At 64.9% G+C, this 21,788-nt stretch carries 20 protein-coding genes; 14 read left to right on the top strand and 6 right to left on the bottom strand.

From position 1 onward, the window contains the following. The first annotated feature begins 12 nt into the window (after positions 1-12). The 5 genes from J2Y49_RS24650 (at position 13) to J2Y49_RS24630 (ending at position 5,623) form a co-directional block, all read left to right on the top strand. Positions 13-777 (top strand): TylF/MycF/NovP-related O-methyltransferase, encoded by a 765-nt coding sequence (locus J2Y49_RS24650; RefSeq protein ID WP_310117682.1) that lies wholly within the window; start codon positions 13-15, stop codon positions 775-777. Positions 778-821: 44 nt separating this feature from the next. Continuing rightward, a complete protein-coding gene (locus J2Y49_RS24645) occupies positions 822-1,883 on the top strand; it encodes an FkbM family methyltransferase (protein ID WP_310117680.1) in 1,062 nt (353 codons plus the stop codon). A 106-nt stretch (positions 1,884-1,989) separates the two neighbouring features. After that, complete coding sequence (locus J2Y49_RS24640; RefSeq protein WP_310117679.1) at positions 1,990-3,474, top strand: hypothetical protein; 1,485 nt, start codon at positions 1,990-1,992, stop codon at positions 3,472-3,474. A 142-nt stretch (positions 3,475-3,616) separates the two neighbouring features. Further along, on the top strand, positions 3,617-4,432 hold the full coding sequence (locus J2Y49_RS24635) for a hypothetical protein (RefSeq protein ID WP_310117677.1): 816 nt from the start codon (positions 3,617-3,619) through the stop codon (positions 4,430-4,432). 177 nt (positions 4,433-4,609) lie between these two features. Beyond that, entirely contained in the window at positions 4,610-5,623 is a 1,014-nt protein-coding gene (locus tag J2Y49_RS24630; protein ID WP_310117675.1) for a phytanoyl-CoA dioxygenase family protein, read from the top strand. 145 nt (positions 5,624-5,768) lie between these two features. Here J2Y49_RS24630 and J2Y49_RS24625 read toward each other — a convergent pair whose 3' ends face one another. The 3 genes from J2Y49_RS24625 to J2Y49_RS24615 all read right to left on the bottom strand — a co-directional run bounded on the left by J2Y49_RS24625 (position 5,769) and on the right by J2Y49_RS24615 (position 9,563). Further along, complete coding sequence (locus J2Y49_RS24625) at positions 5,769-7,421, bottom strand: hypothetical protein (protein WP_310117673.1); 1,653 nt, start codon at positions 7,419-7,421, stop codon at positions 5,769-5,771. A gap of 18 nt (positions 7,422-7,439) precedes the next feature. After that, a complete protein-coding gene (locus J2Y49_RS24620) occupies positions 7,440-8,156 on the bottom strand; it encodes a class I SAM-dependent methyltransferase (protein WP_310117671.1) in 717 nt (238 codons plus the stop codon). A 312-nt stretch (positions 8,157-8,468) separates the two neighbouring features. Beyond that, a complete protein-coding gene (locus J2Y49_RS24615; RefSeq protein WP_310117669.1) occupies positions 8,469-9,563 on the bottom strand; it encodes a ketoacyl-ACP synthase III in 1,095 nt (364 codons plus the stop codon). A gap of 255 nt (positions 9,564-9,818) precedes the next feature. Between J2Y49_RS24615 and J2Y49_RS24610 the strand changes: the two genes are divergently transcribed. The 6 genes from J2Y49_RS24610 to J2Y49_RS24585 all read left to right on the top strand — a co-directional run bounded on the left by J2Y49_RS24610 (position 9,819) and on the right by J2Y49_RS24585 (position 13,548). Continuing rightward, complete coding sequence (locus J2Y49_RS24610; RefSeq protein ID WP_310117667.1) at positions 9,819-10,583, top strand: SDR family NAD(P)-dependent oxidoreductase; 765 nt, start codon at positions 9,819-9,821, stop codon at positions 10,581-10,583. Between the two features lie 8 nt (positions 10,584-10,591). Continuing rightward, a complete protein-coding gene (locus tag J2Y49_RS24605) occupies positions 10,592-11,233 on the top strand; it encodes a Rieske 2Fe-2S domain-containing protein (RefSeq protein WP_310117665.1) in 642 nt (213 codons plus the stop codon). Then, positions 11,230-12,246, top strand: a complete 1,017-nt coding sequence (locus tag J2Y49_RS24600; protein ID WP_310117663.1) for an RHO alpha subunit C-terminal catalytic domain-containing protein — start codon at positions 11,230-11,232, stop codon at positions 12,244-12,246. The genes J2Y49_RS24605 and J2Y49_RS24600 overlap by 4 nt, the downstream gene beginning before the upstream one ends. Beyond that, positions 12,246-12,809 (top strand): GNAT family protein, encoded by a 564-nt coding sequence (locus tag J2Y49_RS24595; protein WP_310117661.1) that lies wholly within the window; start codon positions 12,246-12,248, stop codon positions 12,807-12,809. Before J2Y49_RS24600 ends, J2Y49_RS24595 begins: the two co-directional genes overlap by 1 nt. A gap of 74 nt (positions 12,810-12,883) precedes the next feature. Next, positions 12,884-13,129, top strand: coding sequence for a FitA-like ribbon-helix-helix domain-containing protein (locus J2Y49_RS24590; protein ID WP_194910450.1), 246 nt, complete (start codon positions 12,884-12,886; stop codon positions 13,127-13,129). Continuing rightward, the gene (locus J2Y49_RS24585) at positions 13,129-13,548 is read left to right on the top strand and encodes a type II toxin-antitoxin system VapC family toxin (RefSeq protein WP_310117658.1); all 420 of its coding nucleotides are present in this window, start codon (positions 13,129-13,131) and stop codon (positions 13,546-13,548) included. Before J2Y49_RS24590 ends, J2Y49_RS24585 begins: the two co-directional genes overlap by 1 nt. Positions 13,549-13,728: 180 nt before the next feature. On the opposite strand, the gene J2Y49_RS24580 is transcribed toward J2Y49_RS24585, so the two are convergent. The 3 genes from J2Y49_RS24580 to J2Y49_RS24570 form a co-directional block, all read right to left on the bottom strand. Further along, on the bottom strand, positions 13,729-14,877 hold the full coding sequence (locus J2Y49_RS24580) for a sialidase family protein (RefSeq protein WP_310117656.1): 1,149 nt from the start codon (positions 14,875-14,877) through the stop codon (positions 13,729-13,731). A 98-nt stretch (positions 14,878-14,975) separates the two neighbouring features. After that, positions 14,976-15,944: a glycosyltransferase family A protein gene (locus J2Y49_RS24575; protein ID WP_310117654.1), complete on the bottom strand. Its 969-nt coding sequence runs from the start codon at positions 15,942-15,944 to the stop codon at positions 14,976-14,978. Between the two features lie 13 nt (positions 15,945-15,957). Then, entirely contained in the window at positions 15,958-18,306 is a 2,349-nt protein-coding gene (locus J2Y49_RS24570; protein ID WP_310117652.1) for a glycosyltransferase, read from the bottom strand. Between the two features lie 334 nt (positions 18,307-18,640). Between J2Y49_RS24570 and J2Y49_RS24565 the strand changes: the two genes are divergently transcribed. The 3 genes from J2Y49_RS24565 to J2Y49_RS24555 all read left to right on the top strand — a co-directional run bounded on the left by J2Y49_RS24565 (position 18,641) and on the right by J2Y49_RS24555 (position 21,689). After that, positions 18,641-19,249 carry an NUDIX hydrolase gene (locus J2Y49_RS24565; RefSeq protein ID WP_310117650.1) on the top strand — a complete coding sequence of 203 codons (609 nt, stop codon included), beginning with the start codon at positions 18,641-18,643 and terminating at the stop codon, positions 19,247-19,249. An 11-nt stretch (positions 19,250-19,260) separates the two neighbouring features. Then, positions 19,261-19,572: a hypothetical protein gene (locus J2Y49_RS24560; protein WP_194910462.1), complete on the top strand. Its 312-nt coding sequence runs from the start codon at positions 19,261-19,263 to the stop codon at positions 19,570-19,572. A gap of 188 nt (positions 19,573-19,760) precedes the next feature. Continuing rightward, complete coding sequence (locus J2Y49_RS24555) at positions 19,761-21,689, top strand: alkaline phosphatase PhoX (RefSeq protein WP_310117649.1); 1,929 nt, start codon at positions 19,761-19,763, stop codon at positions 21,687-21,689. The last annotated feature ends 99 nt before the right edge of the window (positions 21,690-21,788 follow it).

Genomic DNA, 21,788 nt, shown 5'->3' with positions numbered 1-21,788 from the left:
CGGAGATCAAGCATGTTGGAAATCCCCAGCCACTACCCGCCCATGGGAAGCGTCGATTGGCAGCAAGAATCACAAAAGTGCCATTTGAAAGCCGGTATGCTGGACATGGACCCGGATTTCCTGCCGATTTATGAGCGCTGCCGTCATTATACCATGACCACTCCGGAACGTATGTTCGCCGTCTATAAGGCAGTGGAATACATCGTATTCAACCGCATTCCCGGAACCATCGTTGAATGCGGCACATGGCGCGGCGGCAGCATGATGGTCGCCGCCTGCACGTTGCTGCATCTGGGGGCAGCCGACCGGGAACTGGCGCTGTTCGACACCTTTGAAGGCCTGCCGAAACCGGACGACATGGTTGACCTCGACCTGTGGGGCAAGGGGCACGAACAGATCTGGGCTGAACATCTGGTGGACGGCCATTCGACCTGGGGCCGCGCAACCCTGGAGGATGTGACGGCGAACATGACCTCGACCGGCTATCCGCCAGAGCGGTTCCGCTTCGTCAAAGGCATGGTCGAAGACACCCTGCCGGCCGCCGCCCCGGAAGAGATCGCGCTGCTGCGCCTGGACACCGATTGGTACACCTCGACCAGACACGAGATGGTCCACCTTTATCCCCGGCTGTCGATGCACGGCGTCCTGATCGTCGACGATTACGGCCATCTGAAAGGCGCGCGAAAGGCGGTCGACGAATATTTCGCCGAACAGGGCGTGTTGCCATTGATGAACCGAACCGACTATACCGGCCGCATGGCGATCAAAACCGCCTGAGCCGGTGCGGCGCCGGGCCACAAACGGAAAGCCAGGAGACCGCCATGACCATACTGACTTCTCTCGAAGCGCTGCCGTCGGACGCGCCGCTCTTCATCTACGGGTGCAGCGTTTTCGGCCGCGCCATCCGGCAGCGGCTGGCTCTCAGCGGTTTCACCCGCGTCGCCGGCTTCATCGACAGCAAACTGTCGGGGGAGGTCGAGGGGCTGCACTGTCACTCCCTTAACGAGTACCTTGCCCTTCATCGGGAAGGAAACCAGATCCTGGTGTGCTCCCAGGCCCATGTCGAGATCTCCGCAAATCTCTCGCGGCTTGGCGTGACGGGGGTCTGGAATCTCTGGCCGATCCTGCAAATCTTCCAGTACCGGCCGGATATCGAGGTCCGCCGCTTCGCCGAGCGCTTTTTGCGCCGGGGCGCGACGGCCCTGGATGTCGGGAGCAACATCGGGGTATTTGCCGCATTTTTCGCCGGCCGTGCCGATCGTGTGTTTGCCTTTGAACCCAATCCCCTGATCCAGGACATCTGGCGGGCGAATCTGGCCGGGTACAAGCAGATCGAACGTCTTCCTCTGGCAATCAGCGACCGCAAGGGGATGGTGAAATTCCATGTGGACCAGCGCACGCCGGAGGGCTCCAGCAGTTCGGTCGAGGCGGTTCCGGGATTCGAAGGACAGGAGGCGACGGTCGAATGCACCACCATCGACGCCTTCTGCGAGGAGAGGAAAATCGTTCCCGACTTCATAAAGCTGGACGTCGAGGGACATGAGCCGCACGCCATAGACGGTGCGCTGGAAACGATCGGGCGTCACCGTCCCCACCTTGTCTTCGAGTTTCCCGAAACCTGGTGGGATGACGGCTACCGGGAGATGTTCGAAAAGCTGCGCCCCAATTATCACCTCATCCGGCTGCGCAGCGACATCAAGGGGCTATGGCGTGAGGCGCCCATCGACGTCTCCATCTTCGCCCCTGACGGGCAGGGAGACCGCCTGACCTCCGCCGACGAGGACGCCTCCACCTTGACGCGTCGCCTGGACGGTCCCCAACCGCGGGGCCGGGTGATCAGCGCCGAAGGCGTGACGAACATCGGTTGCATTCCCCGCGGCTGAGCGGACTTTCCGAATTCCACTTTCGCAGAAACGGACTTGGAATGCCCACCGCAGTTTGTGCCGCCAGGCTCTGGTCACCGTATATCTCAGGCTGAAGGAATCTCCCATGGCTGTTCCGGATACCCCCGCCCTCACTCCCGAGCGGATCGAGGCATGGCGCCGCAACATCCAAGACATGACGTTTGCCAACTATTTTCTCAACATGGGGATAGCCGTTCATCATCAGGGGGACCCGGCCCAGGCCGCCGCGCTCCTGCGGCGCGGCCTCGGCCTCGCTGCTTACAGGGACGAGATGGAAATAGCCCTGGCCGATGCGCAGGCCGATGCCGGCGACCTGCAGGAAGCGCAACGTCTTCTGGCCGCGGCTGCTGTCCGCGATCCACGCTCGGAGTTGCGCGGCCGTTCGGGGCTGTGCCGGGTCTACGCGGCCACGCCGGCGCTTTCGCCCGCCACCGTGCTGGCGCAGTTCGACCGGGCACTGGTCCTGGCCCAGTCCTTGGAGGCAGGGGACGAGGAGTCGGCGCTGACGTTCCGGCGCCTAACCTTCCAGGTCCAGGCAAAGATGGAGGTCGATCAGGACGCGGCAATATTGCAGGCGCTGTCGCGCGACTTCTCCGCCCTTCCCTGCGTGGACGCCAGCGCCGAAGCTCTGGCCGATCTGGCCCGCCAGTTGGGGGCAGTTTCGGACGTCGCGCCGGATACCCTGCTAGAGGTCTGCCTTCTGCTGACGCGGATGGCGGCGCGCATGCCCCTGGAGCAGCGGCCGGATCTGGCGGCGCTGGTGGTGCAGGTTCCGCGCCTTCAGCATGCGACGGCGCTCTACAGCCGGCTTCCCGAACTCGCCGAATCCCTCATTCCCCTAGCGGCCGACGATCATTCGGCGCGCACCTTCCTAAAAGCACTGGCGGATTCCGTCTTCCATCAGCAACGCGACCTTTCGGTGCCGGCATCGATCTACCTGGCACTTCTGGAGCACGATCCGGAAAACCTGCATATCCGATTGCAGACGGCCCGCAGCTTGATCTTTCTCGGGCGCTTCGATGAAGCGGGCAGGCACCTGCATGCGGTTGCGGAACGCACCTCGTCTCCGGCCGAGAAGGCCAGCGCCGCCATCGCCCTGCTGTCGATCGGGCGGATTGGCGAGGCCGAGGCCATCGCCACCGCCGCCATCACGAAGAACCCTGCCGAACCGGCCCTTCGGCTGGCGCTGGGCATCGTGGCGCAGGCTTTGGGTAGGGACGACCAAGCGAATGAGGCGGCCGCCGCCGTGAGCGGCGTCCAAGACGTTGGCATCACTGTGTTCTGTGCGCTTCAGGCACTGGTCGCCGGAGATGCGCGCCGCGCAATGACCACCCTCGATTGGATGATCGGTCTCCAGCCCGATCCCAGCGCCTATCTGCTGTTCTGGAAAGGGCTGATCCTGGTGCATGCCGGCGATCGGGCAGCCGGGAACGCCATGGTGGCAGCGGTGCTCGAACAGTACGGCTCTGTAAGATTTCAACAGCATATCCACGCATATCCGCGTGCTGCGACAATCCTGCACGACGCCCTGACGGCCTGCGGACTTGTGCATGGACGGCACAACGGCTGATATCGTCCCCGGCTTTTCCCCGCTGGTTCGAGAAGAATAGTCCCGGACCTTTGGCAGTCCTCACAAGACACTTATCCGCAGGAACATTTAAATGCATGTGAAATTTCTTGTGGTATCGAACGGTCGCTGCGGATCAACATGGATGTTGACGTCACTCGCACAGATTCCGGGCGTGTTTGCTGATTATGAGTTCAAGTGGCGCCCCGATTACCATCTTCATCCTATCCATCGGAAATTTACAGGTCCTGATCACACCTGTCACGATGTCCTTGCCGCGGAAGGATGTCGAGGGAAGGCGGTGGGGAGCAAGATTACGATGGATCCCTGGTTGACGGGCCGAAGGCCGTCCAATCAGGAGAAACTTCTTGATTTTTTCAAGATGGATCTTGCCGATTTCATCGGAAGCGTGCCACAGGATGTCTTCGTAATACATATCGTCAGAGATTACTGGAGTATATTCAAGTCGGGATTTGGTCGGGGATATGTACACAAGGTCAATTTATCGAATGCCAACCCTGGAACAGCTCAAGTCACTGCCCAAGCAGTGCATGCATTATCCAACCATGAATTCACCCCCCAGCCGATCGACATTGATGGAAACAAAGCAAAGAATATCTTGGCCAGCCTTGTTTTGAATGACATTTACATAAACGGTCTGAGAAATCGCGGAGATCGATACATACGTATTTCGTATGACGATATTTCTTTGCGTTTCAAGGAAATTTGTGAGGTCGTAGCACCATGGATAGACTGGCAAAACCAAGAAAATTATTCAGTGAACTCTTTTACGGAAAAACTTCCGCATCTAGAAGATTCAATCGTTAATATAAACAATATGGATAAATATGCATTTTATGAAGCTTACCATTGGGCGATGCAATTGGATGGTGGGCAGTCAAACATTGAAAGTTACTTCCAAGATTTCTTTATGCCTCTGTTGGGGAGTGCGCAAAATTGATGTCCGTTAGGAAAGGCTCAGAGCCTGTTTGAAAATCCCGTCGACCAACACTTGACGCGTTTCCATCGTCACTCCCGTGAAGGCGGGAATCCAGCGGTCGGAATATGATGGACGTTTTCAAACAGGCTCTCAGAACATCGCTCGACCTCCGCCGGAATGCTCAGACAGGAAACGGCCATGACCCAAGCTTTTCTCGATACTTGCGAATCCGACGTGATCCTAGATTTCTTCACGCGGAACACGGATCTGGTCAGCGACGCGCACGTCCGGAAGGCTGTGGGCTCACATCTGGCTAATGCCCTGAACATCCGGATCCCGCGCATGCCTGGTCAGGCGACGCGCACCACCGCCGCCCTGGCCCCTGTTCTGGGTTCGGAGGGTTTTGTCCCTCTGGGCGTTCTACTGCAGCCGGATGACATCGCGGCCACTGTCGCCGCCGCCCGCGCCCTGCCGTGCTATGATCGGGAAATCGCCTACCAGGGGGATGGCATCCCGCGCTATGTCGGTGCAGGGGCCGAGCAGCGGCGGCTGGGCGGCTACCGAATGCAGGATGTCGTCGAACTGCCGCATCTGCTGGAACTGGCACTCAGCCCGACCATCCTGTCGGTGGCCGAGGCGTATATGAACGCCACACCGACCCTGACGATGCTGAGCGCCTGGTGGTCTTTCCCCAGCGTTTCCGAACCGCAGCCGTTTCCGCAGAACTTTCACCGGGACAGCGACGATTTCCGTTTCGTCAGCCTGTTCGTCTATCTGACCGATGTCGGGCTGGGAAGCGGGCCGCACCAGTATGTCCGTGGCTCCCATGACCTCGATCGCTTCGCCGAAACCGCCCGCGGCCTATTTCCGACAGGCCGGAACGCTATGAGCTATTTCGATGGGCTGAACGGCATTCCGGAACGCAACACGGAATATCTCGACACCTTCGCGCCGTTGATGGCGACGATCGTCGGGCCGGCGGGGGTTGGCTTTCTGGGCGACAACTACGGCCTGCACCGCGGAATGCCGCCCATCGATCGTCCCCGCCTGCTGTTCGTCGCCCGGTACGGCCTGTTCCGCAACGCCAACGAAGAGCACCGGCTGCGCGAGGGCTACCAGCGCGTGCCCTGGTCCCGCCGCTTGCCCGATCTTCCCGCCGATGACTGGATGCGCTACATCACGCGCCTGATCCTTGAACCGCCGGCTGCGTGACGGCCCTGGCCGTCGCCCGGCTGGAACGGATGCAGCTCGCTCCCACGGGGAATCGCCTGACAGGCCGATATGCTCCCAGCCGACCGGTAATGTGCGGGCCGGCAGTTCCGGAAAGGTCAGACGAGCCCGCTTGTGCTCGTGTGTTCTACGAGGGGTTGAGCCGTTCCATCAGGAGGGCATGGGTCGTGCTGTTGCGGCTCCGCATCATGTCAGTCAGTCGCTGTACCCCCCGGAGCAGGGCCGCGTGATCGGCTTTGAGCAGAGTATCTTCCAAATCATCCAAGTCCGTCGATCCAACCACCAGACCCGCATCGTAGGAACTGACAAGGTCGGCCATATATTCGAAATCAGGGTCGATCAGAATCGGGAGTCCGCAATTCAGGTAGGTCGTAAATTTGTTGCCAATTCCCACCCGCGACACGGGCTCCACAAAGGCGGGATCGCCGTTGTGCATGACGTGCCAGCCAAAATGGAATGAGGAGAGGTGCCGCTTCATCGCATCGAAGGGCAGTCCTGAGTGATAGCGAATATACCCGTCCGGCCCGAACACCTCTCGATACGGGGCAAAGAACGCATCGTGCCCAGGAAACCGATGCGCCGCGTTGTACAAATCGATGAACACTCTTCCGGTCAGTTCTATCCGCTGCACCATTTCCACATACCGCATGTCCGGATGATCGCTTCCTTGGCTCCCCGTCGCCAGACGGGGCAACGTGCCGGCAAAAACGACGCCAAGGAGAGCGCCGGGAGCGGTCTGATTTCCTTGCGGCGGGAGTTCTTCGATTCGTGGGAAATAAATCGCCTGAGGTGCCTGCAAATCCCGGCATGCCTCATCCCAAAGATGGCCGCCGTTCTTGGTAATGACCAGATCGCAGATTTGCATGGATGCCAGTTCGGCGATCCGAATTCTTGCAATGTCATTTGCGTCGTAGTCGTATCCGACTCGCAGCTTCTCATCCGTCAGCATCAGAGCTTGGTCGTACATTTCCTGTATGACCAAACAGTCTGGAAAGCGTGCTTTGAGGTATGCTCCCAGAAACTGGCCACCGTAATGTGCCGATACTTTGACATAGAGGGTGCGGGGCGAGAGAGCAGAAACCAACGCATCAAGCAGGACCAGGGACAAGCCCAGGTCAATCATCGGGAAAACCGTATCCAGTGTCTTATGCTGAACAGGCTCACTTCGACCAAAATAGGCGTGCAGGGTCCGGTCGGGCGGGAGATGCGATGCCAGTTCAGCATCCCGCAGCAAGGACCATTGTGCATCGGCGCAGGTGACAACAAGGTGCTCGATCCCTTGGTGCCGCCACATGTCGATCTGCGGAAGACGTCGCTGTAGGGCCCATTGGATGAAAGCCGACCCGCTGAAAGCGGGAACGATCCGTGCATCGGGAACACCGGAACGTCGGAGCGCCGCAATCATGCTGCGCTCCTGATGGTGGTGCATCACGATGATCCCATCGACATCCAGATTTGCGGCCTCATCCGGCAACACGACTGAGCGGCCACAGAAGTTGCTGATCTGTAGCGCACGTTTGTCCAGAAAGGATTGGATAATGATGCCTGGCCGGTCGGATAAAGTGCCGAACAAGTAACCGCCCAAAGTGCCGGCACCGTATATCGCATAGCGGCCGGCAGGCAATTGCTCACGCAGAAATTCCGCTATAAGTGCTTCATCTCTGGGAGCACCATAGTCCGACTTCAAGGCAGGAATCGTTTTCTGAAATGCCGCCTTGATGTCCTGTCCGGCCATTATTGTCTTTAGTCGGTGGATCGGCCAATCTTTGTGCATGCCCATTTAATTCCTCAGACGGCTTCAAAGCGCCGAAAATCCACTCCGATCCGAACGGGGAGAGCAACAGACCGCGAACAAATACTGTGCCATCTTGCTGAAGCCTACGTGCAACACTTCATCATTCATACAGAACATAAATACGTTGTGGAAATGCTGTTGCATCGTATCTTTCAATTGCGGCAAGGTCTGGCAATTGACGTGACCTTCCTTGCTGAGCGCGGAAGCATGCTCTTGGCTTTCAAGCGAAGGCATTCCAATGATGAGGGTGCCGTGTTCTTGCAGTGATTGGACTAGGTTTCCAATAAAACGATGCTGACTGCTAGGCTGGATATGCTCCAGGACATCCAGGGCATAGATGCCTTGGAAGCGACTTGGCGGGGGGCTGGCAAGGACATCATGGACAAAGACGTCAGCAAAGGCCCAGCGGTCCGTCTCACACTCTCGTATATCCTTGATAAACAAAGGATCGAAATCGCATACGGAAAGCCTTTCGACTTCCTGTTGGACAATCCGGCTGGGAAACGCGTCACCGCACCCCACCTCCAACACGTCGCCAAACCCAGCCATCATCTTGGCAACAAACTTGTAGCGGGCAAACGTGAACGTAAGCCGCTTTGGATCATCGTACCAAGCTTGGTTCATCATAAGCCCAAGGCGAGAACGCCCAGCCTCGGCCTCAACCTCTAGAAGGCGCTTGTACTGAGGTTCTTGTGTCGTCGGCACAGGGGGGAGAGACATCGTCGTCAAGCACCTGATTGTAATGGGGGTGATGCTGATACATTCGCCAATCTGTTGTCAATAACGCTAAGCTTGGCCCAGGTTGGTGGAGATATACTTCAGCATGGAGATAAATGAGCCCTTCATCACTCTTGCCTTTGCCCTATATAGCCATTCAACGCTGGCGAGGTGAATACGGATGCCTTGATCTAGAGGAGCAGCACCACCGTTGCCGACGTCACCAGGAGCAGGTCACGCCACATCGAGGTTTGAGCCGAAAAGAGCCTACTCCCGATATCCTTATACCATGTCAGAGGCACCGGATCGGATAACTCACACCGCCAGCACCGGATATCCCTCCGGCAAATCCACCACCTGCGGCTCCGGCATCGGCCCCAGTTCCGCCACCATCGCGCCCCAGGACCAGCCCACGCCGAAGCCCGCCATCAGCGTCTTCACCGGCCCGGCGGCCAGCGGCTTCCCCATGGTGTGGCAGATCGCCAGCGGGATGGAGGCGGAGCTGGTGTTGCCGAAGCCCTGCATGTCGATGACGAAGCGGTCGGCCGGCGCCTTGATGCGCTTGCGCAGATGCTCCAGCATGAAGGCGTTGGCCTGGTGCAGGACGAAGCGGTCGATGCCGTCGACGTCGGTGCCGGCATGCTCCATCGCCTCGCGCAGCAGCGGCGGCACGGCGCGGAGCGTGAAGGAGAAGACCTCCGCCCCGTTCAGCGTCAGGCGGGAGTCGCGCTCCAGCTGGGCGGCTTCCTCCTCGTCGGCGATCCGGCCGGCGGTGCCGACCGGCGGGATCAGGCAATGGCGCTTGCCGCCGGCCTTGACGAAGATGTGCGGCGCGCCGGCGCCGTCGGTGCCGATCACCACCGGGATGGGCGGAGCAGCGGCATCCACCTCCAGGGCGGTGGCCGATCCGGCATCGCCGAACAGCGGCAGGGTGGCGCGGTCTTCGGGGTGCAGGTAGCGGGTCGGGTTGTCGCCGCACAGGACCAGCGCCCGCTTGGCCGTCGATCCGCCCAGCAGCTTCGCCGCGATCCACAGGCCGTAGACATAGCCCGAGCAGCCCAGCGGCACGTCGAAGGCCGCGGCACTGGTCGGCAGCCCCAGCCGGTGCTGCATGATGCAGGCGGTGGCCGGCAGCACGTAATCGGCATCCTGCGAGACGAAGACCAGCACCTCCACCGTCGCCGGGTCCCAGTCCAGCTGCTGCATCAGCCCTTCCGCCGCGGCGAGGCAGAGGTCGGACGCGCAATAGGGCGGCGGCAGCACGCGGCGTTCCTGGACGCCGATGGTGGCAGCCAGCTTCTTCATCTCCTCCACCGTGAACATGCCCGGATCCTCGACGAAGGAATGGCGCTGGGGCGGCACCACCGCGCGCAGGCCGGCGATCCGGATGCCGTCGATGATGGCTTTCATGGCAGTCCTGTCCTTCGCGTGTTCAAGGGCCCGGCGGGGGCCTCTTCGGAAATCGGTGGCCGGCACCATAGCCCAAACCATAGCGCACAGTGGCCCCGGATTGGTTTCCGGAAGATTGATTGCGGACAATTGCAGCAGACGGCACCTCCGGCCAGGCACCATCCGCCGTTCAATCGAAAAAGCCGCAGCGGGGAGCGTGTCGCCCCTGTGCTATGGTCCGCGTCCCGACACGCCACCAACCAGGATTCTCCCGCCATGACAGCCGCCTACAACCCCATGGACCTGACCGGCCGCCGCATCCTGGTGACCGGGGCGTCGGCCGGGATCGGCCGGGCGACGGCGGTGGTGCTGGCGAAGCTCGGCGCAAGGCTGGTGCTGAACGGCCGCGACGAGGAACGGCTGGCCGGGACCGCCGACCGGCTGGAAGGGGACGACCATGCCATCGCCCCCTTCGACCTGTCGGATCTGGAAGCCGTGCCGGGCTGGGTGAAGGGGCTGTGCGCCGACGACGCGCCCTTCGACGGCATCGCGCATTGCGCCGGCATCCAGACGCTGCGGCCGATCCGCATCTTCTCCGCCGCTTTCTTCGACGAGGTTATGCGGGCCAACCTGGGCAGCGCGCTCGCGCTCGCCCGCGGGCTGCGGCAGAAGGGCTGCCATGCCGAACGGGCGGCGATGGCGCTGATCTCCTCCACCGCTGCGACGGCGGCCTCGCCGGGCAACGTCGTCTATGCCGCCAGCAAGGGCGGCATCATCGCCGCCACCAAGGGGCTGGCGGTGGAGCTGCTGAGCGACGGCATCCGCGTCAACTGCGTCGTCCCCTCCATCGTCGAGACCGAGCTGATCGAGCGCGGCAAGCAGAAGCTGACCGCCGAGCAGTACGAGCATCTGCGCACGCTGCAGCCGCTGGGCTTCGGCCATCCCGACGACATCGCCCACATGATCGCCTATCTGCTCGCCGACACCAGCCGCTGGATGACCGGGTCCATCGTCACGGTGGACGGCGGCCGCACCGCCTGAGGCCCGCCATGCAGAACGGATCCCCCGAAATCTGCCCTGAAAGCCGCTGGTTCCACCTCTGCATGGCGGACGACCTCGCCAGCCCCAACGCCTTCGTCACCACGCGGGTGGGGGCGGTGCCGCTGGTGGCCCAGAACATCAAGGGACGGGTGGTCGCCTTCCGCAACGTCTGCACCCACCGCTTCGCCGTGATCCATGGCGAGCCGTCGGGCTGCGGCCCGTTGCGCTGCCCCTATCACGGCTGGAGCTTCGACGCCGACGGCGTGCCGGTGGGGCTGCCCTTCAACCCGACCGACTTCCAGCTGGAGGCCGAGGGGCGCCGGCGGCTGGCCCTGCACCCGGCCTCGCTGGCCCGCTGCGGCCGGCTGGTCTTCGTCCGGGTGGCGGCCGAGGGTCCCTCGCTGGAGGAGGAACTGGGAAGCGGCCCCTTCGCCCGGCTGGCCGCCCTCTCCGACGCCTTCCCCCGGCGCGGCGACGCGCTGGAGCCGGCCGGGGATTGGGAGCGCATCGAGGCGGCCAACCTGCGCCTCCATCTGGCACCGGACGGCGCCCTGGTGCTGCACAGCGCCGCGCCAGCCGGCGCAGATAGCCGCTTTTCCCGCACCGTCACCCTTTATCCCATCACCGCCGATGCGGAGCTGCCGGCATGAGCGCGCATCCCGTCCAGAGCATCCTCCCCGAGGACGGCGCCTTCCTGCCCCACAGCCATTTCTGGACCGACGAGGCCTTCGCCCAGGAGCGCGAGCGGGTCTTCGGCCGCTGCTGGCTCTACATGGGCGTGTTCGACGACACGAATGTCCTGACCGCGGAAATGGCCGGGCTGCGCTTCGAGCTGCAGCGCCGCGGCGGGGCGATGGGCGGCGAGGCGATGGAGGGCGTGTGCCGCGACGGGGAGCGGGTGCGGCCCCTGCAGATCGACCGCTGCGGCGCGCTGGTCTTCGCCCGCGTGGCGCCAAAGGAAGGCGGGGAGGGCGGGCCGACCCTGGCCCAGCATCTGGCGCCCTATGGCGAGCGGCTGGCCATGATGTCGGCCAACTGCCTGAACCCGCAGCCACCAGTCGGCATTGCGTTCCAGGCCAACTGGAAGGCGCTGGTCGAGAACACGATGGACGATTTCCACGGCTCCACCGTCCATCCCGACACCATCCACCCCGCGGTCCATCCCGACTGGCAGACCCACCTCGTCACCGAACGCCACGGCGCCAACAGCGATTCCCGCTGGCTGCTGGCCGACGGCACCGTCGGCTGGTGGGCGAAGCTGGACGCCAAGCTGCGCATGCGCCGCTTCGCCGACGAGTCGTTCTACCGCCACACCTTCATCTTCCCGAACTTCTATCTGGCGACCTTCTACGGGGCCACGGTGATCCCGCACCGGATCGACCCGGTCGCCCCCGACGCCTCGGTCCTGCGGTGGCAGCTGTTCCTGCCCACCACCCGGCTGGAGACGGCGCGCGAGCAGGCCTTCCACCGCTCCACCGCCACCTATCTGATCGACTCCGCCGGCGCCGTGATCGCCGAGGATTGTCCTGTCTGCGAGGCGGTGCAGCAGGGCCGGCCCGGCATCGCCGATCTTCCCCACATCACCGGCATCTACGGCCGGCGCGAGCGCCGCATCCTCGACTTCCATCAGGCGATGCTGCGGCAATTGGGAGAGGTTGCCTGATGAGCGGCGCCCTGACCTTCATCGAGCCGACGGAGGAGCACGCCCAGTTGCTGCTCGACTGGCGCACCCGGCCCGACATCGCCAGCCAGATGCTGACCAGCGTGGCTTACGACGTGGAGCGGCAGAAGACGTGGCTGCGGCGCTGTGCGGAACGGGACGACTATGTCCACCGCATCCTCTGCGTCGATGGCGTGCCGGCCGGCCATGTCTCCATCACCGTGACCGAGCGGGAATGGAAGATCGCCACCGTCGGCGTGCTGATGGGCGAGCGGGCGGGGCGGATGGGGGCGGCCCCGCTGAACTTCGCCTACATGCTGAACCACGTCTTCTTCACGCTGGGGCTGCGCAAGGTGGTGAACCACATCCTGGGCACCAACAGCCCCCGCCTGCTGAAAGGCCAGCCGATGATCGGCTACCGCCCGGTCGGCGTGCTGAAGCGCCAGGTGGTGAAGGACGGGCAGGAGATCGACCTGCACATATTCGAGATGCTGGCCGAGGACTGGCTGGCGGTGCGCGGCCGGTTCGGGGTGTACCAGGATATGGACGGGCGAGAGTGGCGGTAGAGAGGGCAGGACGCTATCATTGAAATCAATGCAATCACTGTCTAACCTTCTCCCGACATGCTCAGGAGCGACCGATGGCCAGCATCACGATCCGGAACCTCGAGGATCCCTTGAAGGCCCGGCTGCGGATCCGGGCCGCCCATCACGGCCGCTCCATGGAGGATGAGGCCCGCCACATCCTGCGCGCGGCACTCACGGAAGAGAACCAGCCGGCGCCGGATCTTGGGGAAGCCATCCACCAGCGGTTCGCGCGGCTCGACGGTGTCGATTTGGCGGAGGTGGAGCGCGCGCCCCTGCGGACACCGCCGAACTTCGACTGATGATCGTCCTCGACACGAACGTGCTCTCGGAACTGATGCGCCCAACCCCGTCCGAAGCCGTGCTCCGCTGGTTCGCCGGGCGCTCCGCCGCCACCCTGTTCACGACGACGATCACCCAGGCGGAAATCCTGTTCGGCCTCGCCCTGCTGCCGCAGGGGCGGCGTCGAAGCGATCTCCTGATGGCGGCGGAGCAGATGTTTGCCGAAGACTTCGCCGGCCGGGTGCTGCCCTTCGACAACATGGCGGCAAAAGCCTTTGCGCCCATTGCGGCAGGACGGCGGCAACAGGGCCGACCGACCGGAGCCTTCGATGCGCAGATCGCCGCCATCGCGGCGTCCCATGGCGCTGCCTTGGCAACCAGAAACGTGGCGGATTTCCTGGATTGCGGGGTTCCCATCGTCAACCCGTGGGAAAGTTGAGGCCGCTGCCCTGCCGGATCGCTGCCGCCTGCAAACAGTCGCGGTGCAGCAGGGCGATGTTGAGGTCGCGCGCGCCCTCCTCGATCAGGAGGCGGAGGAAGGAGGCTTCCCATGGTCGCGAAGGGTAGCCCGCGCCCCGCCGGCCGGTCAGGGCACGGCAGGGCACAGGTCCCCTCCCCATCACGGCCGGAACAGCGTCGCCTCGATCCCGCGCAGGCCCGTGGCGTCGCAGATGTAATAAGCCACCATGGCGCGGCCGTCCGGCAGCACCGCCGCCCAGGGATAGCCCAGGTCAGGCGCCGGCCCGTCGTCGCGCAGCACCAGCTCCGGCACTTCGTCCGGCTGCTGGCGGCGCGGGTCGTAGAGGCGGGCGCGCACGCCGTAGGGCGCATGGCGGTAGCCGCCGACCAGCAGCAGCCGGCCGTCCGGCAGCGGGCAGGCGTCATAGGGATGGCCGACCACCGCATGGCGCCGCCACGGCTCCCAGCTGTGGCCGAGGTCGGTCGAGCGAGAGGTCGCCAGATGGTCGTCCAGCCCGGTGGTGCGGTGGAAGGCGTGCAGCACGCCGTCGGCATCCAGCTGCAGCGCCGTCTCGCAGAAGCCGGCCTTGGCCTCGGGATCGAGAGCGATGATCGCCCGGTGCACCCAGTTCTCCCCCCGGTCGGTGGAGGCGAAGAGATGGCTGGCATAGGTGCCGGTGGAGGGATGGTGGGTGTAGCCGGTCTGCAGGATGGTACCGTCCGGCGCCTCCACCGCCCGGCCGCGCACCGCGCCGCCATGGAAGGGCCGCTGGCCCGGCACGATGTCGGGATGGCCGGGCAGGGGGGGCAGGTCGCGGTGCGGGGTCCAGTTCCGCCCGTCATCGTCGCTGTGCCGGCTGTAGCCGCCCCAGAACAGGTAGAGATCACCGGTCTTCTGCGGGCTTCCCGCCAGCCCGAATCCCAGCACGCGCAGCGCCTCCCCCTCCGCCGCCGGCACCGGATACCAGCGGAAGCCGGTCAACAGGATGCGGCCGTCGCGCAAGCTGAGCAGGCTGGCGTCCTGGTCGGCCGCCTGCGGGTCGGGGGGCAGGGCGACAGCCTCCCCCAGCGGCTCCGCATCGGGGCCGAGCCGCAGCAGGACGGTCTGGGAGCGGGAATCGAGATGGTCGACATGGTTGAACCCGGCCTCTCCCGCCCGGAACGTAGTCCCGCGCAGCCAGCGATGGTCGCGCGCCCGCCGGAAGGCGAGCAGCACCGAACCGTCCCGCCCCGCGGTCAGCGACGGGAAGGACGCGTAGAAATGCGGATCGCGGTACAGCACGCGATGCTCGACACCGTCCATGGCCATCGGCTTTCCCCTGCCTCCCTACGTCCTTGTGTTCAGGGCAACAATGCAAACGACGTCGTCGTGCCCCGGCAGCATAACGGGACCGGAGCCCGACCGCTTCAGTTCATGGCCAGGGCCGAGGCATAGCCGAGCTGGTAATACAGCCGGATTACCGCCCACAGGCTTTCCCCTTCGAGGGTTTCGACGTCGAGGGCGGCCAGATCGGCCAGATTGACGTTGAAGTCGCAACGCTGCTCCTCCATCCCGTAGCGCCGTTGCGTCAGGCGGTTGGACACCCCCTGATGGAACATCCGCCGCATCAGCCAGCGTCGGTTCAGCCGGTCGGGATGGATGAAATGGGACACCGTGGCGGACGGCACATAGTAGGTGGCGGCTCCGGCGCTGCGCATCTCCATGAAGACGATGCCTTCATTCGTCAGCAGCCCATCCCCCTTGCGGCCGAGATCGGTCGGGAAGGAACGCCCGTCCATCAGCCGCTTGCGGAAGGCGCAGTTCCCTTCCCCGAACCATTCCTTCTCGCGCAGGAAGCGGGAGTCGCTGTCCCACCCCCAGCGGCACGAGAAGAAATGCATCATGTCGTCGGCCAGCCAGCCGGGCCTGGGCAGGGCGCCGAAATCCGGCTCGACCTCGCCGGCAACGATGCCGACGGCATCACCCAGCCGGTGGAACGGCTCCAGCAACCGCTCCAGCCACCCGTCGCAGGCCCGCTCGTCGTCGTCGATGAAGACGATCAGTTCCCCGGCCGCCTCGGCCACGCCGCGGTTGCGGGCGAAGCTGACGCCGGGCCTTTCCTCCAGGACATGGCGCAACGGCACGCCCCGCAGGGCGAAGGCGGCTTGCCGGCTCTCGACGACCGGCCGTCCCTCCGCCAGGGCGGAATTGTCGATCACCAGGATCTCGTGGGCCCCTGGAATTCCATCGACAAGATCCGGAGAACCGCCGCCCACCCGCTGCCCTATCAGGCTGTCCAGGCAGGCGCCGAGCAGCTCCGGCCGCCGATGGGTGCAGACGACGATGCTGGCCGCGATCTCCAGGCTGTCGGCGACGGGATGTTGGGTGGTCGGCATGATGCTTCGCCTGTCAGTGATCGGCATGGACGATGCGCAGACCCGGCAGGCCCCAGGCGGTGACCCCCATGTCGCGCGCCATCGCCGCCAGCCCTTCCGTCTCGATGTAGCCGCGATGGCTGTAGGGGGGAAAACACAGACCCTCCCGATGAAGGTCCGCGCGCACCAGCAAGGCCGTGCCGCCCACCCCGTGCAGCGGCACGGCCTCCTCTCCCGGAAAATCGCCGAGATAGCGCCGTCCGGCGCCGCGCGGCGGCTGGAAGATGCCGTCGGCCAGATGGTGCGGGTCCTCCTCCCCCGCCTCCGTCCCATCCAGACGGAAGCTGTTGAGGTCGAAGGTCCGCCCGTCGGGCAGGACACAATGGGGGACGACGATGTCGCGCCCGGCGGCGAGCAGCCGGACCAGCAGGTCCGGCGGGTAATCGACCAGATCGGCGTCGAGCCACAGAACCCAGTCCTCGTCCTCCAGCGCGCCGGACAGCAGCCGGTTGCGCGAGCGCGCCAGCACCTCCCGCCGCCGCCGCTGGATCGCCGGCGCCCAGCGCGGGCCGTCGGGCCGGAAGCCGTGGTCATGGCGCAGCAGGGTCACCCGGCGGTAGCGCTCCCGCAGCTCCGGCAGCCGGCCGGCCAGCCAGTCATGGGTCCCGTCGCGGCTGTCCCCCTCCAGAAAGCCCAGCGACAGGCGGGACGGATCATGGTCGAGCCGGCCGAGCAGCTCCAGGTGGCGCGGCAGATGGGCGACGGCGTCCTTCACCGGGGTCAGCACCAGCACGCGGTCCTGCCGCGCCGCAGCGGTGGCGGGGACAGGGGCCGGGACGGCCCGGCGGTAGGCCTCCACCGGCAGGCGCTTGCCCATCTCCTCCAGCACGGCCCGGCAGCGCCCGCCGTCGAAACGGGCGATAGCTGTCTGCCAGTGGGCCTCGAAATGGGGGGTGGTGAAGGTGTTGCCGCCATGGACGACGTAGGTGTAGAGCCGCGGCAGGTCCATGCGGACGACGCGGGCACTGCGGCGCAGCTGCTCGACGACCGGCGTGTCCTCGCCGCAGCGGAGGGCGGGGTAGCGGGGCATCGCCGCCTTCTCGCACAGAAGCGAGCCCTCCCAATCCCGTTCGCAGGACACCGCCAGCCGGTCTTCCGCCGGCCACCAGATCATCCAGCGGCCGAGCAGGCAGGCCTGGGCGCCGGCGGCGGCCAGCACACGCTGCTGCATCTCCAGCCGGCAGGGGTCGTAGAGGTCGTCGTCGTCCCACTGGCAGACATAGCGGCCGGCCGCCTGGTCGACGGCGATGTTGCGCAGCTCGCCCAGCGTCAAGCTGCTGGGCTGGGCGCCGGATTGGGAGGCGGTCCTCACCCGGATCAGGCGGATGTTCGGGCACCCCGCGTCGCGAATGGCGCGCTCCAGCGGGTCGTCCTCGGGCAGCGCCGGGCTGTCGCAGACGATGACCAGCTCGCGGTTCGGATAGGTCTGGCGCGCAAACCCCTCGATGGCGAACTTCAGCAAGCTGCTCCGCCCCCTGGTGATCATCAGGCAGGAGATCAGCGGGTGCACTTCCGCCTTCGTTACCGCCGGGCGCTCGCCTTCCGGCCGGCCGTCGGTCACCACCGCCGCGACCTGCCGGGGCAATCCGGCGCCCGGCCCGGCGCCGCGCTCCGCCGCGCCGCGGAACCATGTCCCCTCCCAGTGATGGACGGCATAGGCGTCGCGCGTCGCCCGCTCCCAGAAGACCGGATCGAACAGGCGGCCGCTCCAGCAATCGTCCTTGGTGACGGGATAGAGCAGGTCCGGCGCCAGCACCGTCACCGCCGCCCGGCCTTCGGCCTGATAGGTGGCGTGGGCACGGGTCAGCAGGAAGGGGCCGGTGGCGTCCAGCACGTCCCCGCACTGCCGCGCCTCGACCAGCCGGGACAGCAGATGGTCCCAGAAGGGATGGCCGGGGACGGAGGCGAGGAAGGACGGGCAGAGGATGCGCGGCAGCCCGCGCTCCGCCGCCTTTGCCAGCCGGCCATGCTCCTCCGGCTCCAGCCCGACGATGAAGCTCCGGCCCTCCAGCAGCCCGTCGATCGGGCGCAGGCATTCGAAGTCGAGATCGGCATAGACCCCGCCGAAACGGCGCAGGATCAGGTAGCGGGCCAGGTCGATGCGCGCGATGGGGTCGGCATAGCCGTGGAAGACCGGCAGCAATGCCGGATGCTCCTCCGCCACGAAGCGCCCGATGTCGTCGTCGGTCCAGAACCGGTAGGCGAAGCCGGGGTTGCGCCCGGTCCAGCTGCGCTGAAAGCCCTGGAGCTCCGGCGGGACGTCACGGGTCTTCCAGGTCTGATGGATCAGGCGCGGAATGGGGGAATTGGCTTCGGTCTGCATGGCTCTTGATGGAAATGGACGCAAACCGATAAGCATTTTGCCAAACCGGCTCAATGCAAATAGGCAGTCAGCAAAAATTCATCACATCTCGTTTCATTTGATACACGCATAAGGGAGGTCTCTTAACGGATATTCTCTCATTTGACGCTCTGGTGCTTGGTATTTGCAAAATATTATGCCCTGCGCTGGAGAATGTTCTTTCCTGCATCGCGTTCCTAGCCATTTTCCCCCTCTCCGAGAGGGAGACTGGACGGAAGTGGACGGCTGCTGGTAGGCCTCTCCCCGGCGATCGCGTCGCCGCGGAATGTGCTCCCGTCACAGAACAGGCCCTCCCATGCCCGGACACCGCCCCTACCGCCTCCACCACCCCTGGACCGTGCTGGGCAGCCGCGAGCTGCTCGACGCCGATCCCTTCCTGAAGGTGCGGGTGGAGACGGTGGAACTGCCGGACGGGCGGCGGATCGACGACTATTACCAGTTCGACCAGCCCTCCTTTGCCTGCATCTTCGCCGAGACCGCGGACGGACGGATCGTCACCTACCGCCAATACCGCCACGGGCCGCGCAAGGTCGGCCTGGTCTTTCCCGGCGGCCACCTGTCCCCCGACGAGGCCCCGCTGGCCGCGGCCAAGCGCGAGCTGATGGAGGAGACGGGGATGGAGGCGGAGGCATGGACCGATCTCGGCGCCTACATCGTCAACGCCAACCAGGGCGGGGCCTGGTCGCACATGTTCCACGCCACCGGCTGCCGCCGCGTCGCCGAACCGGTCGCCGACGATCTGGAGGACACCGAGATCCTGTTCCTGACGCAGGCGGAATTGCTGGAGGCCATCGGCCGCGGCGAGATGCACCTGCTGACCCAGATCGCGCTGGTCAGCATGATCTGGCAGGCCGACATCGCGCGGGTGCTGTCCCGCCCCCAATCCCCGGACAAAGCCAGTTGAGGAGGATCCCGATGACCCGTTTCGCCCTGTCCGCTCCAATGGCCGCCCTTCTGTTGACCGGCGCCCTTGCATCCACAGCCGTTTCCCCGGCCGCCGCCGAGCCGATGAAGGGCCGGTACGAGTTGCGCTGCCAGGACCCGCAGACCCGGCAATGGACCGTCGCCGGGCAGGTCGCGGACCCGGAGATCGTCGATCTGCCCGCCACCGGCGGCCAAGCCGGCGGAAAGCCCGGAGGACGCGAGGTGCGCGGCACCGGGGCCGACGGCAAGCCGGTGGTCCTGCCCATGCCGTCCGACCGCACCTGCATGCTCAGCGCGCGCTGAGCAGGGCCCACTGACCGGGGACGGTCGGCACCCCATCGAACGGGGAGGCGACCGTCAAATTGTAACATCCCCGCGGTAGCCTCCCGCCGCTCGCCAATAACAAGGCTGCGTCGTCCGGCACCCCAAACGGCCCGGCGGCGCGGCCACGCCAGCCGCTTGCCCTGATGAGGGTTCGGGAGAGACCAGTCATGACCAATCCGTCCGCCAATCTTCCTGAGACGTCGCGCCGCTCCGTGCTGCGCGCCCTTGCCGGGCTGCCGCTGCTGCCGGTCGCCGGCATCGGCGCCGGGGAACTGCTGTTCGCCTCGGGCGCCGAAGCAGCCGCCGCCAAGGGCGCGCCGGTCGCCGTCGAGTTCGTCGGCATGGCCGCTCCCACCACCGCCGCCGCGCAGGCAAAGACCATGGTCGAGTCCAGCATGGTCGTGACCTGGGCCGACGGCACGAAGCAGAGCTTCGCTCTCGGCTACCAGCCGCTGTTCATCACCGGCGATCAGGTTCCGGACGGCAAGGGCGGCACGATCCTGGCCGGCGGCTATACCGACATCGACGGCAAGCCGATCCTCGACACCTCGATGGCGACCCCGGCGCAGTTCTTCTCCGACTGCCCGGACGGCTGCAACCTTTTGGCCCCGATCCCCGGCGCCAAGGTGGCCGGCGTCACCGGCAACACCCTGTTCGCCGTCGTCCAGTTCGAATATGCGAGCCGCGATTCCAAGGACGCCTCGATGTACGGCAAGCTGCCGTCGCCGATCGCCGTCCTGACCCTGGACCAGAACAAGGAAACCGGCGCGCTGAAGCTGGTGCAGTACCACAACGTCGACACCAGCCCGGCGCACGGCCTGTGGATCACCTGCGGCGCCAGCCTGTCGCCCTGGAACACCCACCTGTCGAGCGAGGAGTACGAGCCGGACGCGACCGCCCTCGACGACCAGTTCCGCGCCTACAGCAAGAACCTGTTCGGCGACGAGACCAAGGCCAACCCCTATCACTACGGCCACATGCCGGAAGTGTTCGTGAACCCCGACGGCACCGGCACGATCAGGAAGCACTACAATCTCGGCCGCATCTCGCACGAGCTGGTGCAGGTGATGCCGGACGAGCGCACCGTGCTGATGGGCGACGACACCACCAACGGCGGCCTGTTCATGTTCATCGCCGACAAGGCCAAGGACCTGTCGGCCGGCACCCTCTATGCCGCCAGGATGGAGCAGGAAGAGGGCAAGGACATCGACAAGGGCGGCGCCTTCGCGCTGAAGTGGGTCAAGCTGGGCCACGCCACCAGCGCCGAGATCGAGAAGCTGGCCGACAGCCTGAAGGCCGCCGACATCGTCGAGGTGAAAAAGGAGGATCCGAAGGACCCGTCCTTCACCGCCATCGGCTTCAACGGCAAGACCCAGTGGGTCAGGTTCAAGCCGGGCATGGAGAAGGCCGCCGCCTTCCTAGAAACCCACCGCTACGCCCCGACCGTCGGCGCCACGCTGGCCCTGTCGAAGCTGGAAGGCGTCACCGTCAACGCCAAGGACAAGACCGCCTACATGGCGGTGTCCTACATCTACAAGTCGATGAGCGACGGCAAGAGCGGCATCAAGGTGAAGGCGATCAACGCCGGCGCCGTCTACCAGCTGCCAATGAAGGCCGGCCAGACCGACCTCGCCGGCGCCGCCATCGCCAGCGACTGGGTGCCGGTGCATTTCAGCCCGGTCCCCGCCCTGGTCGGCCGCGACCTCGCCACCCCGGACGCGCTCGGCAACACCGCCGACGCCGACCTGATCGCCAACCCGGACAACCTGAAGTTCTCCGAGAAGCTGCGCACCCTGTTCATCGGCGAGGACAGCGGCAACCACGTCAACAACTTCCTGTGGGCCTACAACGTCGACACCAGGCAGCTGGCCCGCCTGCTGTCCTGCCCGGCGGGGGCCGAATCGACCGGCCTGCAGGCGGTCGACGACGTCAACGGCTTCTCCTACATCATGAGCAACTTCCAGCACCCCGGCGACTGGGAGAAGGGCCTGCACGACAAGGTCAAGGACAGCGTCGCCAGCCTGATCGACGATGCCTACCGCAACCGCCGCAGCGGCGGCGTCGGCTACATCCACGGGCTGCCGCAGGCGGTCTGATGGGGGCGGTCTGATCGGGGCCAACCGACAGTGAAGGACGCGGCCGGGCAACCGGCCGCGTCTTTTCATGTCCAATCTAAAGAAGTAATCCTACCGCCA

Source organism: Azospirillum sp. BE72, from assembly GCF_031455875.1.
Lineage (GTDB): Bacteria > Pseudomonadota > Alphaproteobacteria > Azospirillales > Azospirillaceae > Azospirillum.
Note: the sequence above shows the minus strand (reverse complement) of the source record. Positions and strands in the feature narration are given on the sequence as shown.

What these genes read in the sequence shown, in the direction of transcription:
- J2Y49_RS24650 (WP_310117682.1), top strand. Translation starts at nt 13, where the DNA reads ATGTTGGAAATCCCCAGCCACTACCCGCCCATGGGAAGCGTCGATTGG.
- J2Y49_RS24645 (WP_310117680.1), top strand. Translation starts at nt 822, where the DNA reads ATGACCATACTGACTTCTCTCGAAGCGCTGCCGTCGGACGCGCCGCTC.
- J2Y49_RS24640 (WP_310117679.1), top strand. Translation starts at nt 1,990, where the DNA reads ATGGCTGTTCCGGATACCCCCGCCCTCACTCCCGAGCGGATCGAGGCA.
- J2Y49_RS24635 (WP_310117677.1), top strand. Translation starts at nt 3,617, where the DNA reads ATGTTGACGTCACTCGCACAGATTCCGGGCGTGTTTGCTGATTATGAG.
- J2Y49_RS24630 (WP_310117675.1), top strand. Translation starts at nt 4,610, where the DNA reads ATGACCCAAGCTTTTCTCGATACTTGCGAATCCGACGTGATCCTAGAT.
- J2Y49_RS24625 (WP_310117673.1), bottom strand. Translation starts at nt 7,421, where the DNA reads ATGGGCATGCACAAAGATTGGCCGATCCACCGACTAAAGACAATAATG.
- J2Y49_RS24620 (WP_310117671.1), bottom strand. Translation starts at nt 8,156, where the DNA reads ATGTCTCTCCCCCCTGTGCCGACGACACAAGAACCTCAGTACAAGCGC.
- J2Y49_RS24615 (WP_310117669.1), bottom strand. Translation starts at nt 9,563, where the DNA reads ATGAAAGCCATCATCGACGGCATCCGGATCGCCGGCCTGCGCGCGGTG.
- J2Y49_RS24610 (WP_310117667.1), top strand. Translation starts at nt 9,819, where the DNA reads ATGACAGCCGCCTACAACCCCATGGACCTGACCGGCCGCCGCATCCTG.
- J2Y49_RS24605 (WP_310117665.1), top strand. Translation starts at nt 10,592, where the DNA reads ATGCAGAACGGATCCCCCGAAATCTGCCCTGAAAGCCGCTGGTTCCAC.
- J2Y49_RS24600 (WP_310117663.1), top strand. Translation starts at nt 11,230, where the DNA reads ATGAGCGCGCATCCCGTCCAGAGCATCCTCCCCGAGGACGGCGCCTTC.
- J2Y49_RS24595 (WP_310117661.1), top strand. Translation starts at nt 12,246, where the DNA reads ATGAGCGGCGCCCTGACCTTCATCGAGCCGACGGAGGAGCACGCCCAG.
- J2Y49_RS24590 (WP_194910450.1), top strand. Translation starts at nt 12,884, where the DNA reads ATGGCCAGCATCACGATCCGGAACCTCGAGGATCCCTTGAAGGCCCGG.
- J2Y49_RS24585 (WP_310117658.1), top strand. Translation starts at nt 13,129, where the DNA reads ATGATCGTCCTCGACACGAACGTGCTCTCGGAACTGATGCGCCCAACC.
- J2Y49_RS24580 (WP_310117656.1), bottom strand. Translation starts at nt 14,877, where the DNA reads ATGGCCATGGACGGTGTCGAGCATCGCGTGCTGTACCGCGATCCGCAT.
- J2Y49_RS24575 (WP_310117654.1), bottom strand. Translation starts at nt 15,944, where the DNA reads ATGCCGACCACCCAACATCCCGTCGCCGACAGCCTGGAGATCGCGGCC.
- J2Y49_RS24570 (WP_310117652.1), bottom strand. Translation starts at nt 18,306, where the DNA reads ATGCAGACCGAAGCCAATTCCCCCATTCCGCGCCTGATCCATCAGACC.
- J2Y49_RS24565 (WP_310117650.1), top strand. Translation starts at nt 18,641, where the DNA reads ATGCCCGGACACCGCCCCTACCGCCTCCACCACCCCTGGACCGTGCTG.
- J2Y49_RS24560 (WP_194910462.1), top strand. Translation starts at nt 19,261, where the DNA reads ATGACCCGTTTCGCCCTGTCCGCTCCAATGGCCGCCCTTCTGTTGACC.
- J2Y49_RS24555 (WP_310117649.1), top strand. Translation starts at nt 19,761, where the DNA reads ATGACCAATCCGTCCGCCAATCTTCCTGAGACGTCGCGCCGCTCCGTG.